This is a genomic window from Tenacibaculum pelagium (assembly GCF_014062345.1).
In the GTDB taxonomy this organism is placed as follows: Bacteria; Bacteroidota; Bacteroidia; order Flavobacteriales; family Flavobacteriaceae; genus Polaribacter; species Polaribacter pelagius.
In genome coordinates this window covers 550,359-565,450 of the sequence record NZ_JACGLS010000001.1, presented here as the reverse complement: position 1 = coordinate 565,450, position 15,092 = coordinate 550,359, and the positions used below count along the sequence as shown (strand labels likewise).

The window sequence follows — 15,092 nt, the reverse complement described above, 5'->3', positions numbered from 1 at the left end:
AAAGTTAGCAAATAAATCTCAGATAAAAAGTCAGCAAGGACTTTAGTAAATTGGCTAAAACCAGCAATTAATTTTATACAGTGTTAGCAAAAGTTACTTTGGTTCAGTAATTACTATTTTTTTTACTCCTCCAATTTCTCCGTAGATATTTTTATCTAGGCTACTAGTTTTTTTGTAGATTTTATGATATTTAATTGGTGCTACTAGTTCACCTTCAAAATTTATTAGCCCATATTTATTTCCTTTTTGTACTGATAAATGTTGGATTGTATTAATAAATATTATTTTTTCAAAATTATTTTTACTAAGTAAAATACCGTTAAAATCGAGTAACTTGTATTTAGAATTTTCAGACACAATAATTCTATTATCTAGTATTATTTTTAGATAATCATATTTATTTTCTAAAATAGTTTTGCCATTTGAATCAATCAGCCCCCATTTTTTATCTTTTTTAGTTTTAAATATGCAATAATTTGTAGAATAAATTTTAGTATACTTAAATTCAGTTATGGCTGTTCCCTTATTATTAATTAATCCTGTCTTATTATTTTTAGTTCCAATTGTGTAACTACCACAATCTCTTGAACTGGTATTGTATAGGTCATCATATTCAAAGGGAAGAATTACATTATTTTGAATATTTACTGCGCCAAATTTATTTTCTTTTTTTACTAAAAAAAAACCTTGGTTAACTTGTGTAATGTGGTCGTAAATTAAAGGAAGTAATATCTCATTCTTCTGATTTAGTAATCCTTGTTTAAAATTCTCATTCTCGACAAAAATAATATCATTTTTCCAACTAAATATTTTTGAATAAGTAGCGGGAATACATATTTTACCATTTAGGTTAGCGAGTCCAAAAGAGTACTTTTTTTGAAAAATGAAATAAGTCAATTTATTTTTTTTCCAAATAGTGTTGATAATATTATCTGCTTCTAATGTAGGTTGTAATAGTGTTTCCCCTTTTTTATTAATGACTCCAATCTTTCCTTTGTTTTTTACTAAAAAAAAGTCGTTTTTATTCCACTCAATACTATCGAAATTATTTTTAATAATAGTTTCGCCACTTTTATTAATAATTCCATATTTCTTTTTCTTTTTATATTTTATAAATTCATAACTATATGGTTTTATAAACTCTAAATCCTCATATTGAAAAGGTATAATAACTTCGTTTTTTATATTAATCAGTCCAGTTTTTCTTCCTTTTACTGCTTTGATAAATCCTTTATGAATGTTTCCAGAAAGTTTTTCATACTTGAACGGGACTAAAATTGTTCCGTCTTTTTTTATTATTCCATATTTTTTATTAATTACTTTAAATTCACCTTCGTCCAATTCTTTATAATTATTTTCGGGAGCTCTTTCGGTAGATTCTGAAATCTGTGAAAAACACGATAACGAAAATATTAAAGAAAATAATATTACTATATTTAGTTTAATCATGTAATTTTAATTTTTGCTAACTAGTTATATCTAATCAAATATATTGTATTTCGGTTACCCAGTCCCGGATAACATAACTTTTTTAATGATTTACATTCAACGTTAGTCAAAGAGATTAGAAATTAGATTAAGAGTAAAAATAAATTTTAGATATAAAAAATCCGAAGCTTAAACTTCGGATTTAATTTTTTAATATTCAATTTTATCTTGCTTTTCTGTCCATTTTTCAAATGGCTCTAAAGCAATATCACGTCCAACTTGTTCAAAAGGAATACTACGTTTTTCGTATGGTAATGGAATTTCTTTGTAAATAAATTCATCATCAAAACCAATATTAGCGGCATCTACTTGATTACTTCCGTAATATACTTTATCTGGTCTTGCCCAGTAAATTGCTCCTAAACACATAGGGCATGGTTCGCAAGAAGTATATACAATACATCCATCTAATTGGAAAGAACCTAGGTTTTTACATGCATCTCTAATAGCTGTTACTTCTGCGTGTGCAGTTGGGTCGTTTGTTGAGGTAACTTTGTTATTACCACGTCCAACAATTTCACCATCTTTTACAACGATACAACCAAATGGTCCACCTTCGTTGTTACTCATTCCTTTTAAAGCTGCTTTTACAGCTTCGCTCATATATTCTTCGTGTTTGTTCATCTTCATTATCTTTAAATATGATTAATTCTATTCGCTAAAAAAAGCTGCATGTTTTGTGCAGCTTTTTATATGGTACAAAAATACAGTTTTACTCGATAATCGAGATTAAAAACCTAAAAAATCATTTTAAAACCTAAAAATCGATTTTTCAGAAGTTAATTTGTGTATTTCTACTTAAGTAGTTTACTTTAAACTACCAGTCATATCTTCTGGTTTTACCCATTCGTCATATTGTTCTGGTGTTACATAGCCTAAACGTACTGCTTCTTCTTTTAAAGTAGTTCCGTTAGCGTGAGCTGTATTTGCTATTTCAGCAGCTTTATAATATCCGATTTTAGTATTTAAAGCGGTAACTAACATTAATGAATTGTTTACCAATTCTGTAATTCTACCGTGGTTAGGCTCAATACCTGCTGCACAATTCACATCAAATGATACAGAAGCATCTCCAATTAACTGAGCAGATTGTAAAACATTGGCAGCCATCATTGGTTTAAATACGTTTAATTCGTAATGTCCTTGAGTTCCACCAACAGTTACGGCAACATCATTCCCCATAACTTGTGCACAAACCATTGTAATTGCTTCTGCTTGCGTAGGGTTTACTTTTCCAGGCATAATAGAAGAACCAGGTTCGTTTGCAGGAATGATAATTTCACCAATTCCAGAACGTGGTCCAGAAGCCATTAAACGAATATCGTTGGCTATTTTATTTAAGGATACTGCTAATTGTTTTAAAGCTCCGTGAGTTTCAACTAAAGCATCATGTGCTGCTAAAGCTTCAAACTTATTTTCAGCAGTTACAAATGGTAACCCTGTAAATTCAGCGATATATTTCGCTACTAATACATCATAACCAGCAGGAGTATTTAAACCAGTTCCAACTGCTGTTCCTCCTAAAGCTAATTGACTTAAGTGTGCTAATGAGTTATTTAAAGCTTTTAATCCGAAGTTTAATTGTGCTACATAACCAGAAAACTCTTGTCCTAATGTTAATGGAGTAGCATCCATTAAGTGTGTACGACCAATTTTAACTACACCTTTAAATGCTTCTGATTTTGCTTGTAACGTATCACGTAGCTGCTCAACTCCAGGAATTGTAGTTTCTACAATTTTCTTGTAAGCAGCAATATGCATCCCTGTAGGGAAGGTATCATTAGACGATTGCGATTTATTTACATCATCATTTGGTTGAATTGTTTTTTCGCCTTCACCAATTACTTTTCCTGCAATTTCATGAGCTCTATTAGCGATTACCTCGTTACAGTTCATGTTAGATTGCGTACCAGAACCTGTTTGCCAGATAACTAATGGAAACTGATCGTCATGCTTACCTGCTAAGATTTCATCACAAACCTGACCGATTAAATCACGTTTTTCTTCAGCTAAAACTCCTAATTCACAGTTTGTGAAAGCAGCAGCTTTTTTTAGGTAAGCAAATCCGTAAACTACTTCTAATGGCATAGAACCAGCAGGCCCAATTTTAAAGTTGTTACGAGAACGCTCTGTTTGTGCTCCCCAATATTTATCAGCAGGAACTTCAACATTTCCCATTGTATCTTTTTCGATTCTGTATTTTGTCATTTTAAAATGATTTAAAAGGCTATAAATTAACGAAGTCCAAAATTACAAATTCTAATAGTTTTTAGTAATGATTTTTATCAGATTTTATTGGTTGAAAAGAAAAATAGTTTTAATTTTGTCGCACAACAATTTTTAATAAGAAACAAATGTTAGATTTTTCAGAATTTTCAGGACTAGTATTATTCATGTTTATTTTTACAACAGGATTTTGGTTGTTAATTTTCTTATTAACATTTGTAGTTCCTTACTGGATTGGTGGAACAATCTGGGAAAACTGGAAATTAAAAAAGGAAGCTAAAAAAGCTGCTGAAGGTAAGTAATCTTTAGAGGATATATTTAAAAGGCTCGCAATTTTGCGAGCCTTTTTATTTTAAAAAGAGTTTCTTCGACCTCTTCTATTTCCGCTACCTTTTTTCCTAGATCGATCTTTTCGAACTTCTTTTTTTTGTTCTTTGATGATTTTTTTAAACTCAATCAGTTGTTCTTCATTTAAAAACTGACTTAATTCTTTTTCTTCATCTGGTATTTCCTGATTTCGTAGTACTATTTTTTCTTTTTGATATTTTACAACAACTTCTTTTATCATTAGTAGTTGAATGTTGTCTAATTTTAATTTCTCTTGAACTTTTTCTAGCTGTTTATTAATTATTTTTTCTGGATTTTTTAGCCTTTGTGCAGTTAAAGTTCCAATAAACAAGAGTAGTATTAGATTTGTAAGAATAATTTTTTTCATGAATAAACCTTAATTTTTGTTTTAGACTTATTTTAAGAAGGAAGGTTTATTTAAAAATTAATAAAGTAATGTTAAAAGAAAAAGAGGAAGTTTTTAAACCTCCTCTTTGTAAATAATTTTATCCGCCAAATTCACCTCTGCCGCCATCAAAGTTTCTTTGAGGTCGTTGACGTTTTTTCTTTTGATTAAATCGATACGTAAAACTTAGAGTTATTTGACGTTCTCTCCATTGAAACGTACCATTGCTTATAGTACTTAGGTTTCCTGCATCATTGTAAAAGTATGTAGTGCTTTCTCGTTTACGTGCGTTAAATAAATCACTTACATTTAAAACTAATGAAGCTTTATCTTTAAATAAATCTTTACTGAAAGCTAAATTAGTCACAAACATGTTTCCTCTGTCTGATTGTGCATTCGCTTGTGGAGCTCTATACATTAAACGTGTTTGCCATTGAATTTTTCCTGGTAATGTAATTCTCGAATTAAAACGTGCAAACCAACTACTTTCGTTTACTTCATTTAAATCAAGAGATTGATTTACTCCATTAGCGTCTATATAGCTATAAGTAAAGGCTTCTGTATTAAACTTAAAATAATTAAAAGTTGCTGATAAACGTACTTTTCTTGTCGGGTTGTAATTACTTGTAAATTCAAATCCATATCGACCTTCATTACCTAAATTTACAGGTGTTCTAACAAAAACATCGAAAGTTTTTCCATTCTGAGTTCTTTTTTCTGTTAATGATACACCTTGCATTATATCAGTCGAATGTTGATAATATATAGAAGAGTTTAAAGTTAATTTTTTAATCTTTGTGGTGTAACCTAAATCAAAAGAGCTTGTAAAAGTTGGATTGATATCTGGGTTACCTCTAAAAATATTGGTTGCTGAACTTCTACTTTCGAAAGGGTTTAAAAACCAGTGACGAGGTCTTCTTAATCTTCGACTATATCCTAAAGTAAAGTTATCAGTATCGTTTAATTCATAACCTAAGTTTACTGTAGGAAACCATTCAGTATAGTTTTTTTCTGATAATTGGTTTGTAGTTAATACGTTTAAATCGATATCAGTAATTTCTGTACGGAGTCCTAATAAGTATGATAACTTATTGGTTTTATTTCCATATTGAGCATAAAAAGCATAAATATTTTGCTTGAAATCTATGGCATTAGATGGGTCAAACTCAAAAGGATTACCATCAGCATCTCTAACTTTAAAATCTGAAAACAAATCTTGTAACATAGTTTTATGACCAAATTCAAATTGAGTATTTTCACCAATAGGTAATACATAATCTATTTGAAATAATTTGTCTTTAGAAGTTGTTACTTGAGAATTTTGTTCAGCTAAAACTCCATCAATAACTACAGGAGAGTTTTCAGTTTCATCGCTATCGCTATATTGTAAATCGATTGTTAGTTTTTTCCCTTTTCTATCAAAATTGTTGGTGTAATTTAAGGAGTATTGATTGTCAATGCCATCTTCTTTTTCTGTTTCTATTCTAATTTCTCTTGAGCCTATTTCTCTATTAATGTTAAGACTATCTGTGATATTAGTAGCAATATCATTTCCATTTGAATTTCTATAAAAATAAGATCCAGTAATAGAGCTATTTTTGTTGATATAGTATTCTAAACCTAATGATGCATTGAAGTTTTTATTTTTTCGATCAAAAACTCTATCTTCATTACGGTAATCTGTTATTGTTCCGTCATTATCAAAATTGGTAAAAAAACTTTGAGAGTTACCAGGTCCTTTTCTGTAAGAATATCCAAGGTTAGAAAATAGGTTAATTTTTTTAGTTCGATAGTTTAAATTGGGAGCAACTCTAACCATGTCAGGATTTCCAACAGTTAAATTAACTGATCCATTAAAACCAGTAATTTTACCTTTTCTAAGAATGATATTTAAAATACCAGTAGTTCCCTCTGCATCATAACGAGCAGATGGAGAAGTAATTACTTCAACTTTTTCAATTGCATCTGCAGGTAGGTTTCGTAAAGCATCTGTACCAGTTAAGCCAACTAAAGCAGAAGGTTTGCCATCAATAAGAATTCGAACATTTTCACTTCCACGTAAACTAACAGCACCTTCAGCATCTACATTTACTGACGGAACATTATCTAAAACATCAGAAGCATTACCTCCTTTAACTGTCATATCTTTTCCAACATTATAGATTTTTTTATCTAGCCGAATTTCTACTGTTGATTTTTCTGCAATTACTTCAACTTCATCTAAAGTTTCGGTATCTTCAGATAAAGTAATTACACCTAGGTTCGTATTTTCAGTTAACTGTTTATTTTGAAGACTTTTGGTTTTAAACCCTATAAACTCAACTTTTACACCATATTCTCCTTTAGGAACTTCGATTGAGAAACTTCCATTTTGATTTGTAACACCACCGGAAATTCGCTTGCTTTTTAAGTGTGTTAAAATTAAAGTAGCATATTCTAATGGTTGTTTAGAATTGGCTTCAATAATTTTACCAGTTAAAGTAATCTTGGGGATGTTGCCTCGATTGGGTCTTTGAGCAAAAGTTGTTATACTAAGTAGTAAAAATAATAGTGTAAAATTTCTCATTTGTTGTATGTAAATACCTTTTGACTGCGAAGGTCATTAATGGTTTAAAGAGGTTTAGTTAAAAGAATGTTAAATAAAAAAAGGTCGCATATAGCGACCTTTTCTATTTATAGTGAAAAAGTATTATTTCTTTTTAGCTTTTTGCTGTGCAGCTTGTTGCTCTTGCGCTTGTTTCATAGCAGCATCTAAACGTTGTCTGAACTTACTCTTTTTCTTTTCAGGACGTTTTTTGTTTTCTTCAATTTTTGCATGAATCTTATCTTCATCAATTACAAAGTTTTTAATAACTAACATAATTGCAATCGTTAATAAGTTCGAAATGAAATAGTATAAACTTAAACCACTTGCATAATTATTAAAGAAGAATAACATCATAATAGGAGAGAAGTAAATCATATACTTCATCATTTTGCTCATATCTGGCATTCCTTCTTGTGTAGGTGCTTGCATGTTAGCCTGCTGACTTTGGTTCATTCTCATATAAAAGAATATGGCAACAGATGCTAAAATCGGAAACAAACTAATATGATCTCCATAAAAAGGGATACTAAAAGGCAATTTATAAATCATATCATATGATGATAAATCGTTTGCCCATAAAAAGCTTTTTTGTCTAAAGTCAATATTTGTAGGGAAAAACTTAAATAAAGCAAAGAATACAGGCATTTGTAATAACGCTGGAATACAACCAGACATCATACTAACTCCAGCTTTTCGTTGAATAGCCATCGTTTCTTGCTGACGCTTCATAGCATTTTCTTTTCCTGGATACTTTTCGTTTAAAGCATTTAATTCAGGGCGAATAACTTTCATCTTAGCGCTAGATAAATAAGATTTATAAAGCACTGGAGACATAATAATACGAACTACAATCGTCATTAAAATGATGATTAATCCAAAATTACCAATAAACCCTTTTAACATATTAAATACAGGGTAGAATACAGTACGGTTTAAGAAACCGAAAATTCCCCAACCTAAATCAGCAATTTCGCTTAGGTTAGTTTCTTCATATGTTTTTAATAGATTATAATTTGTTGGTCCGTAAAACCATTCCATGTCATAATTTAATTCACCATTAGTTAACGCTAAAGGCGCTTTTAAACCATAAGTTTTCGTAAATACAGTATCTTTTTCTTCTCCTTCAAAATCTACTGATTTTAATGTAGCATTATTAAAAGGTGTCTTAGAAGATAAAATAGAAGAGAAGAAATGTTGTTTGTAAGCTACCCAATCTACATCACTTACAGCTTCATCATCATTCATTTGTAGGTAGTCAACTTCATCATCAGCTTTATAATAATAGTATGAATACATGTTTTCGGTTTTTAAACTTTTTTCATGTCTAAAACCTTTTAAGTTCCAATCTAAATTAATTGCTTGAGAGCTGTTAATCACATTATTTAAACCTTGCGAACGTACAGCGAAACCAATACGGTAATCACCTTCTTTCATTTCGTAGCGGTATTCTAAAAACTGAGTTTCAGAAACCTTTAACTTCATAGATAGTACTTGTGTATCTCCTTTTTTAGTTAATGTTGGAGCAAATAATAAATCTTTGGTATTTAAAATACGATTATCGTTTGTTCCGAAATTAATATTGAAAGAAGCATTTTTATCTTTAATTAAATACAACGGAAGTGAATCGTATGTTTTAAAGTTTTTAATTAAAGCTTCAGTAATTTGTCCACCTTTATTATCAATAGATAATTTTACTAAATCATTTTCTAGCGTAGTATTACCTTCTTTAGTCGTTAAAGCACCAAAAGCGAAAGCTCCTAATTTATTTTTTAAAGCAATTTGCTGTAAAGAATCGTTTAAAACTGTGTTTTCAACTAAGTTATTTTGTGTTGAAGCTTTTTGAGAAGTTTGTTCTGTTTGAGTAGTTGTTTCAGGAGTTACTTCTGGTTTACGGCTGTTCATCCACCAAAGCATTATTCCTCCTAATAAAAGCATTCCTATAAAGGAATTAAAATCAAATTTTTTTTGTTCCATTGATTGTATGTTATAATGTCAACTTGTCATTTTTTGTTTTTCTGATATTTGAAAAACCCGACAAATGTAGTAAAACTGTATGTGTTTTATGGAGTTTTACTATGATTAATTTTGATATGAGTTATAGTTCAAACAGTGTTCCAACTTTAAGAGAAATAAAAAATCCTGTAATTTTAAATTACAGGATTTAGAGTTTATTTTTTTGATTGTTCTAGAGCAGCTTTTATAAAGCTTACAAATAATGGATGTGGATTTAGGACTGTACTCTTGTATTCCGGATGATATTGTACTCCAACAAACCAAGGATGAGTTGGTATTTCAACAGTTTCTACCAATCCGGTTTTTGGGTTAATACCAGTAGATTTTAATCCAGCAGCTTCTAATTGTTCTTTATAATCGTTATTGTATTCGTATCTGTGGCGATGACGTTCACTAATTAATTCAGCATTGTAAGCTTCGTAAACTTTAGAATCTTTAGTTATCTCGCAATCCCAAGCACCTAAACGCATAGTTCCACCTTTTTCGGTAACGTCTTTTTGTTCTTCCATTAGGTTGATTACTGGGTGTTGTAATTCCTTAGCCATTTCAGTAGAATTGGCTTTTTCTAAACCTAATACATTTCTTGAATATTCAATAACTGCCATTTGCATACCTAAACAAATACCTAAAAAAGGAATGTTATTTTCACGTACATACTGAACGGCTGCTATTTTACCTTCAATTCCCCTGTCACCAAATCCAGGAGCCACTAAAAGTCCGTTTAATCCTTGTAATTTACTAGCTGCATTTTCTGGGGTTAAACTCTCAGAATGAATCCAACGTACTTTTACCTTAGCTTTATTTGCTGCACCTGCATGAATAAAAGCTTCAGTAATCGATTTATAAGAATCATGTAACTCAACATATTTACCAACTAAACCTATTTCGATAGTTGATTTTGGGTTTTTATGACGATTTAAAAACTCGTTCCAAGCTTTTAATTCAGGTTGCTTTTCTGATGATAATTCTAATTTTTCTAAAACAACACGATCTAAACCTTCTTTAAACATTAAGTTAGGAACATCGTAAATAGTTTCTGCATCTAACGATTGAATAACATCTTGCTTTTTTACATTACAGAAAAGAGCAAGCTTACGTTTAATACTATCGTTAATTTCATGTTCAGAACGACATACTAATATATTAGGGCTAACACCACTTTGCATTAAAGTTTTTACAGAGTGCTGTGTAGGCTTTGTTTTTAATTCACCAGCAGCAGCTAAATAAGGTACTAAGGTTAAGTGAATAACAATTGCATTATTATCCCCTAATTCCCACTGCATTTGTCTAACAGCTTCTACATAAGGTAATGATTCAATATCACCAACAGTTCCTCCAATTTCAGTAATTACGATATCATAATCGCCGGTATTCCCTAAAATTTGAATTCTGTTTTTTATTTCATCTGTAATATGTGGAATTATCTGAACCGTTTTTCCTAAAAATTCACCTTTACGCTCTTTATTAATTACCGATTGGTAAATTCTACCAGTAGTAACATTGTTTGCTTGAGAAGTAGGAATGTTTAAAAAACGCTCATAATGACCAAGGTCTAAGTCTGTTTCTGCTCCATCGTCAGTAACATAACATTCTCCGTGTTCATACGGATTTAAAGTTCCTGGGTCGATATTTATATAAGGATCTAACTTTTGTATCGTTACTGAATATCCTCTTTCTTGTAATAATTTAGCTAAAGAAGCGGCAATAATACCTTTTCCTAGTGATGAAGTTACGCCTCCTGTTACAAAAACGTATTTAGTGTTGTTCATGGTGTTGTTAGGTTTGGACAAAAGTAAGAAGTCTGGCGATTCGAACAAAGTAAAAAACAGAAAAAAGATTGATGAAGAATATGTATTTTTGCGGAACGAAATTTTTTTCAAAAAAATAAAAATAGGATTTGTCAGACAAAAAAACTGTTGTATATTTGCCCACGCTTTTAGCAGACGGAATTTCAAAAAAAGCAACAAAATTTAAAGACGATATTTAAAAATATAAGTAATGCCAAAAAGAACTTACCAACCATCAAATAGAAAGAGAAGAAACAAACACGGTTTCCGCGAAAGAATGGCTTCTGCTAACGGTCGTAAAGTTTTAGCAAGAAGAAGAGCTAAAGGAAGAAAGAGTTTAACTGTATCTTCAGCTCCAAGACATAAGAAATAATGATTAACTATTGTTAATTTATTGGGTGTTACTTTTTATAAGTAACACCCTTTTTTTATACCTACACAATTTATATTTTTGACAACAACACAACACAACTATTAAAATGCCAAAAAGACAAGACCTTAAATCTATTTTAATTATCGGATCTGGACCAATTGTAATTGGTCAAGCATGTGAATTTGATTATTCTGGATCACAATCCTTAAGATCTTTAAGAGAGGATGGAATAGAAACAATTCTAATCAACTCAAACCCAGCAACAATTATGACTGACCCATCGATGGCAGATCATATTTATTTGTTGCCATTAACAACGAAGTCAATTATTCAAATTTTAAAAGAACATCCACAAATTGATGCTGTTTTACCTACAATGGGAGGTCAAACTGCTTTAAATTTATGTATTGAAGCTGATGATAAAGGAATTTGGAAAGATTTTGATGTAAAATTAATTGGTGTTGATATTGATGCGATTAATATTACAGAAGATAGAGAGCAGTTTAGAGAATTGATGTTAAAGATTGATGTGCCAATGGCGCCTCAAGCGACAGCAACATCATTCTTAAAAGGAAAAGAAATTGCACAAGAATTTGGTTTTCCATTAGTAATTCGTTCTTCATATACTTTGGGTGGAGCAGGAGCTTCAATCGTTTATGATCCAGAGGATTTTGATAAATTATTGCGTAGAGGTTTAGAAGCATCACCAATTCATGAGGTGATGATTGATAAAGCGATGATGGGATGGAAAGAATATGAATTAGAATTATTACGTGATAAAAATGATAACGTAGTAATTATTTGTTCTATCGAAAATATGGACCCAATGGGAATTCATACTGGAGATTCTATTACAGTCGCACCAGCAATGACGCTTTCTGATAAAACATTTCAGAAAATGCGTGACATGGCCATTAAAATGATGCGTTCTATTGGAGATTTCGAAGGAGGATGTAATGTACAATTTGCTGTTTCTCCAGATGAAAAAGAAGATATTATAGCGATTGAAATTAATCCACGTGTATCACGTTCTTCAGCATTAGCATCAAAAGCAACTGGATATCCAATTGCTAAAATTGCAACAAAATTAGCAATTGGTTATACATTAGATGAATTAGATAATCAAATTACAAAGTCAACATCGGCTTTATTTGAGCCAACATTAGATTATGTAATCGTAAAAATTCCACGTTGGAACTTTGATAAATTTGAAGGTTCAGATAGAACTTTAGGTTTACAAATGAAAGCAGTAGGAGAAGTAATGGGAATTGGACGTTCTTTCCAAGAAGCATTACATAAAGCAACACAGTCATTAGAAATTAAACGTAATGGTTTAGGAGCTGATGGTAAAGGATATAAAGACTACAATCTAATTATTGATAAATTAACCAATGCGAGTTGGGACCGTGTTTTTGCTATTTATGATGCAATAGCAATGGGAATTCCTTTAAGTAAAATTTACGATATCACTAAGATTGATATGTGGTATTTAAAGCAATACGAAGAGCTATATCATTTAGAAAAAGAAATTTCTAATTATACGATTGATACTTTAGATAGAGAGTTATTATTAGAAGCTAAGCAAAAAGGGTATGGAGATCGTCAGATTGCACATATGTTAGATTGTTTAGAAAGTCAAGTATATAGTAAAAGAGAAGAGCTAAATATTAATCGTGTTTATAAATTAGTTGATACTTGTGCAGCAGAATTTAAAGCACAAACACCATATTATTATTCAACTTTTGAAAATGAGGTTGAAACTGCTGATGGAAATAAATTAGCTGCAAACGAAAGTGTAGTTTCTGATAAAAAGAAAATAATTGTTTTAGGTTCTGGACCAAATAGAATTGGACAAGGAATTGAGTTCGATTACTGTTGTGTACACGGAGTTTTAGCAGCTTCTGAATGTGGTTACGAAACTATTATGATTAACTGTAACCCAGAAACTGTTTCTACAGACTTTGATACTGCCGATAAATTATATTTTGAGCCAGTTTTTTGGGAACATATCTATGATATCATCAAGCATGAAAAACCAGAAGGAGTAATTGTTCAGTTAGGTGGGCAAACTGCTTTAAAGTTAGCAGAGAAATTAACTAAATACGGAATTAAAATTTTAGGAACTTCTTTCGAAGCCTTAGATTTAGCGGAAGATAGAGGAAGTTTTTCGGATTTATTAAAAAGAAATAATATTCCTTATCCTGAATTCGGGATTGCTGAAACAGCAGATGAAGCATTAGCTTTAGCAGAACAATTAGACTTCCCAATTTTAGTAAGACCATCTTATGTATTAGGAGGACAAGGAATGAAAATTGTGATCAATAAAGATGAATTGGTAGAGCATGTTGTTGATTTATTAAAAGGAATGCCTGGTAATAAATTATTATTAGATCATTATTTAGATGGAGCAATAGAAGCAGAAGCAGATGCAATTTGTGATGCAGATGGTAATGTATATATCATTGGTATTATGGAGCATATTGAGCCTTGTGGAGTACACTCTGGAGATTCTAATGCTACTTTACCAGCCTTTAATTTAGGTGATTTGGTAATGCAACAAATTAAAGACCATACGCATACGATTGCAAGAGAGTTAAAAACAGTTGGTTTAATCAATGTGCAATTTGCTATCAAAGAAGATGTAGTATATATTATCGAAGCAAATCCTAGAGCATCTCGTACCGTTCCTTTTATAGCAAAAGCTTACAAAGAGCCGTATGTAAATTATGCAACGAAAGTAATGTTAGGAGAGAAGAAAGTAACAGACTTTAAATTCAATCCACAATTAGAAGGATACGCAATTAAGCAACCAGTTTTCTCATTTAACAAGTTTCCAAATGTAAATAAGAAACTAGGACCAGAAATGAAATCGACAGGAGAAAGTATCTTATTTATAGATGATTTAAAAGATGATCAATTTTACGATTTATATGCAAGACGTAAAATGTATTTGAGTAAGTAAAATAACAAGCTATAAATAAAAAAAACCGAAGTGAAATTCACTTCGGTTTTTTTATGGTTTTTATTTCTTTCGCTAACGGTTGGTGTATGGTTTGTTGTGTATTTCAGTAACTAATTTTACAAATACAAAACTAATAGAAAATCCGCTAGGATTTTCGTAGGTAGACGAGTAGTAGTAATTAATTATACACGTTGTTGTAAATAGTTATTTGTTCAATTGTTTTTTGAATTCTAATATTTCAGAAAGATAAATTTCGTTCAAAAATTCGTTATAAATATCATTCCTTTTATAAGCAATATTCTTTTCTGCATTTAAAATATTCTCATTTGCTTTCTCAATTTCTCCAAGTTTTTTATATGCTTTTGCAATTCCAAAATAGGATTCAGGTGTAAATTCAGATTGCTTTAAAGCTCGTTCAAATTCAGATATAGCTTTCTTGTAATTTCCAAGTTCATACTCACAAAGTCCTAAATAAACAAAAGTGTGGATATCTACCCAATCTTCTTTATTGTTTATAATATTTAGGTTAAAATTTCCAATTGCTTTTTTGTAGTCTTTTTTTCCGAAATAACACTCTCCTCGTAAAAAGTCAATGTTTTCTCCCCAAGCTGTATCTACAAAATTTGGTGTTAAGCTATCAAGTTGATTGAAATCTGATAAGGCGTTGTCATAATCACGTATTTTTCTTAATCTAATCCAACCTCTATAGCCTAAATGTGAAGAAGGATTTAATTCAACTGCTTTATTGAGATAGATAAAACCTGTATGAAAGTCTCCTGCTTTATTAAATTTTACAACTGAATATTCCATATAGTCTTTACTATTATTAGATTCGAAGTTTTCAATTCTTTGAGAATTCTCTTTGACTTTCTCAATCATTTTTTTTCCCTTGAAATAACCATAGATCGCAATTCCGATTACTA

General features: G+C 30.7%; 11 protein-coding genes. 3 read left to right on the top strand and 8 right to left on the bottom strand.

The window, feature by feature from the left end:
* Nucleotides 1-93: 93 nt before the first annotated feature.
* From H3Z83_RS02585 to fumC, 3 genes are all read right to left on the bottom strand, one after another.
* A complete protein-coding gene (locus H3Z83_RS02585) occupies nucleotides 94-1,449 on the bottom strand; it encodes a WG repeat-containing protein (protein ID WP_182123919.1) in 1,356 nt (451 codons plus the stop codon).
* A gap of 189 nt (nucleotides 1,450-1,638) precedes the next feature.
* Entirely contained in the window at nucleotides 1,639-2,112 is a 474-nt protein-coding gene (locus H3Z83_RS02580; protein ID WP_182123918.1) for a nucleoside deaminase, read from the bottom strand.
* A gap of 183 nt (nucleotides 2,113-2,295) precedes the next feature.
* On the bottom strand, nucleotides 2,296-3,696 hold the full coding sequence (fumC, locus tag H3Z83_RS02575) for a class II fumarate hydratase (RefSeq protein ID WP_182123917.1): 1,401 nt from the start codon (nucleotides 3,694-3,696) through the stop codon (nucleotides 2,296-2,298).
* A gap of 146 nt (nucleotides 3,697-3,842) precedes the next feature.
* Here fumC and H3Z83_RS02570 point away from each other — a divergent pair, with 146 nt between their 5' ends.
* Complete coding sequence (locus H3Z83_RS02570; protein WP_182123916.1) at nucleotides 3,843-4,016, top strand: hypothetical protein; 174 nt, start codon at nucleotides 3,843-3,845, stop codon at nucleotides 4,014-4,016.
* Nucleotides 4,017-4,066: 50 nt separating this feature from the next.
* Here H3Z83_RS02570 and H3Z83_RS02565 read toward each other — a convergent pair whose 3' ends face one another.
* The 4 genes from H3Z83_RS02565 to H3Z83_RS02550 all read right to left on the bottom strand — a co-directional run bounded on the left by H3Z83_RS02565 (nucleotide 4,067) and on the right by H3Z83_RS02550 (nucleotide 10,816).
* Nucleotides 4,067-4,429: a hypothetical protein gene (locus tag H3Z83_RS02565; protein WP_182123915.1), complete on the bottom strand. Its 363-nt coding sequence runs from the start codon at nucleotides 4,427-4,429 to the stop codon at nucleotides 4,067-4,069.
* Between the two features lie 118 nt (nucleotides 4,430-4,547).
* The gene (locus H3Z83_RS02560) at nucleotides 4,548-7,013 is read right to left on the bottom strand and encodes a TonB-dependent receptor domain-containing protein (protein ID WP_182123914.1); all 2,466 of its coding nucleotides are present in this window, start codon (nucleotides 7,011-7,013) and stop codon (nucleotides 4,548-4,550) included.
* Between the two features lie 123 nt (nucleotides 7,014-7,136).
* Complete coding sequence (yidC, locus tag H3Z83_RS02555; RefSeq protein WP_182123913.1) at nucleotides 7,137-9,008, bottom strand: membrane protein insertase YidC; 1,872 nt, start codon at nucleotides 9,006-9,008, stop codon at nucleotides 7,137-7,139.
* Between the two features lie 194 nt (nucleotides 9,009-9,202).
* Entirely contained in the window at nucleotides 9,203-10,816 is a 1,614-nt protein-coding gene (locus tag H3Z83_RS02550; RefSeq protein ID WP_182123912.1) for a CTP synthase, read from the bottom strand.
* Between the two features lie 229 nt (nucleotides 10,817-11,045).
* On the opposite strand from H3Z83_RS02550, the gene rpmH reads away from it, so the two are divergent.
* The gene (rpmH, locus tag H3Z83_RS02545; RefSeq protein ID WP_182123911.1) at nucleotides 11,046-11,207 is read left to right on the top strand and encodes a 50S ribosomal protein L34; all 162 of its coding nucleotides are present in this window, start codon (nucleotides 11,046-11,048) and stop codon (nucleotides 11,205-11,207) included.
* Nucleotides 11,208-11,313: 106 nt separating this feature from the next.
* Nucleotides 11,314-14,169 carry a carbamoyl-phosphate synthase large subunit gene (gene carB, locus H3Z83_RS02540; protein WP_182123910.1) on the top strand — a complete coding sequence of 952 codons (2,856 nt, stop codon included), beginning with the start codon at nucleotides 11,314-11,316 and terminating at the stop codon, nucleotides 14,167-14,169.
* A 204-nt stretch (nucleotides 14,170-14,373) separates the two neighbouring features.
* Here carB and H3Z83_RS02535 read toward each other — a convergent pair whose 3' ends face one another.
* Entirely contained in the window at nucleotides 14,374-15,048 is a 675-nt protein-coding gene (locus tag H3Z83_RS02535) for a tetratricopeptide repeat protein (RefSeq protein WP_246337448.1), read from the bottom strand.
* Between the last annotated feature and the right edge of the window lie 44 nt (nucleotides 15,049-15,092).

Coding starts and splice junctions, on each gene's coding strand:
- H3Z83_RS02585 (WP_182123919.1), bottom strand. CDS start 1,449: ATGATTAAACTAAATATAGTAATATTATTTTCTTTAATATTTTCGTTA.
- H3Z83_RS02580 (WP_182123918.1), bottom strand. CDS start 2,112: ATGAACAAACACGAAGAATATATGAGCGAAGCTGTAAAAGCAGCTTTA.
- fumC (WP_182123917.1), bottom strand. CDS start 3,696: ATGACAAAATACAGAATCGAAAAAGATACAATGGGAAATGTTGAAGTT.
- H3Z83_RS02570 (WP_182123916.1), top strand. CDS start 3,843: ATGTTAGATTTTTCAGAATTTTCAGGACTAGTATTATTCATGTTTATT.
- H3Z83_RS02565 (WP_182123915.1), bottom strand. CDS start 4,429: ATGAAAAAAATTATTCTTACAAATCTAATACTACTCTTGTTTATTGGA.
- H3Z83_RS02560 (WP_182123914.1), bottom strand. CDS start 7,013: ATGAGAAATTTTACACTATTATTTTTACTACTTAGTATAACAACTTTT.
- yidC (WP_182123913.1), bottom strand. CDS start 9,008: ATGGAACAAAAAAAATTTGATTTTAATTCCTTTATAGGAATGCTTTTA.
- H3Z83_RS02550 (WP_182123912.1), bottom strand. CDS start 10,816: ATGAACAACACTAAATACGTTTTTGTAACAGGAGGCGTAACTTCATCA.
- rpmH (WP_182123911.1), top strand. CDS start 11,046: ATGCCAAAAAGAACTTACCAACCATCAAATAGAAAGAGAAGAAACAAA.
- carB (WP_182123910.1), top strand. CDS start 11,314: ATGCCAAAAAGACAAGACCTTAAATCTATTTTAATTATCGGATCTGGA.
- H3Z83_RS02535 (WP_246337448.1), bottom strand. CDS start 15,048: ATGATTGAGAAAGTCAAAGAGAATTCTCAAAGAATTGAAAACTTCGAA.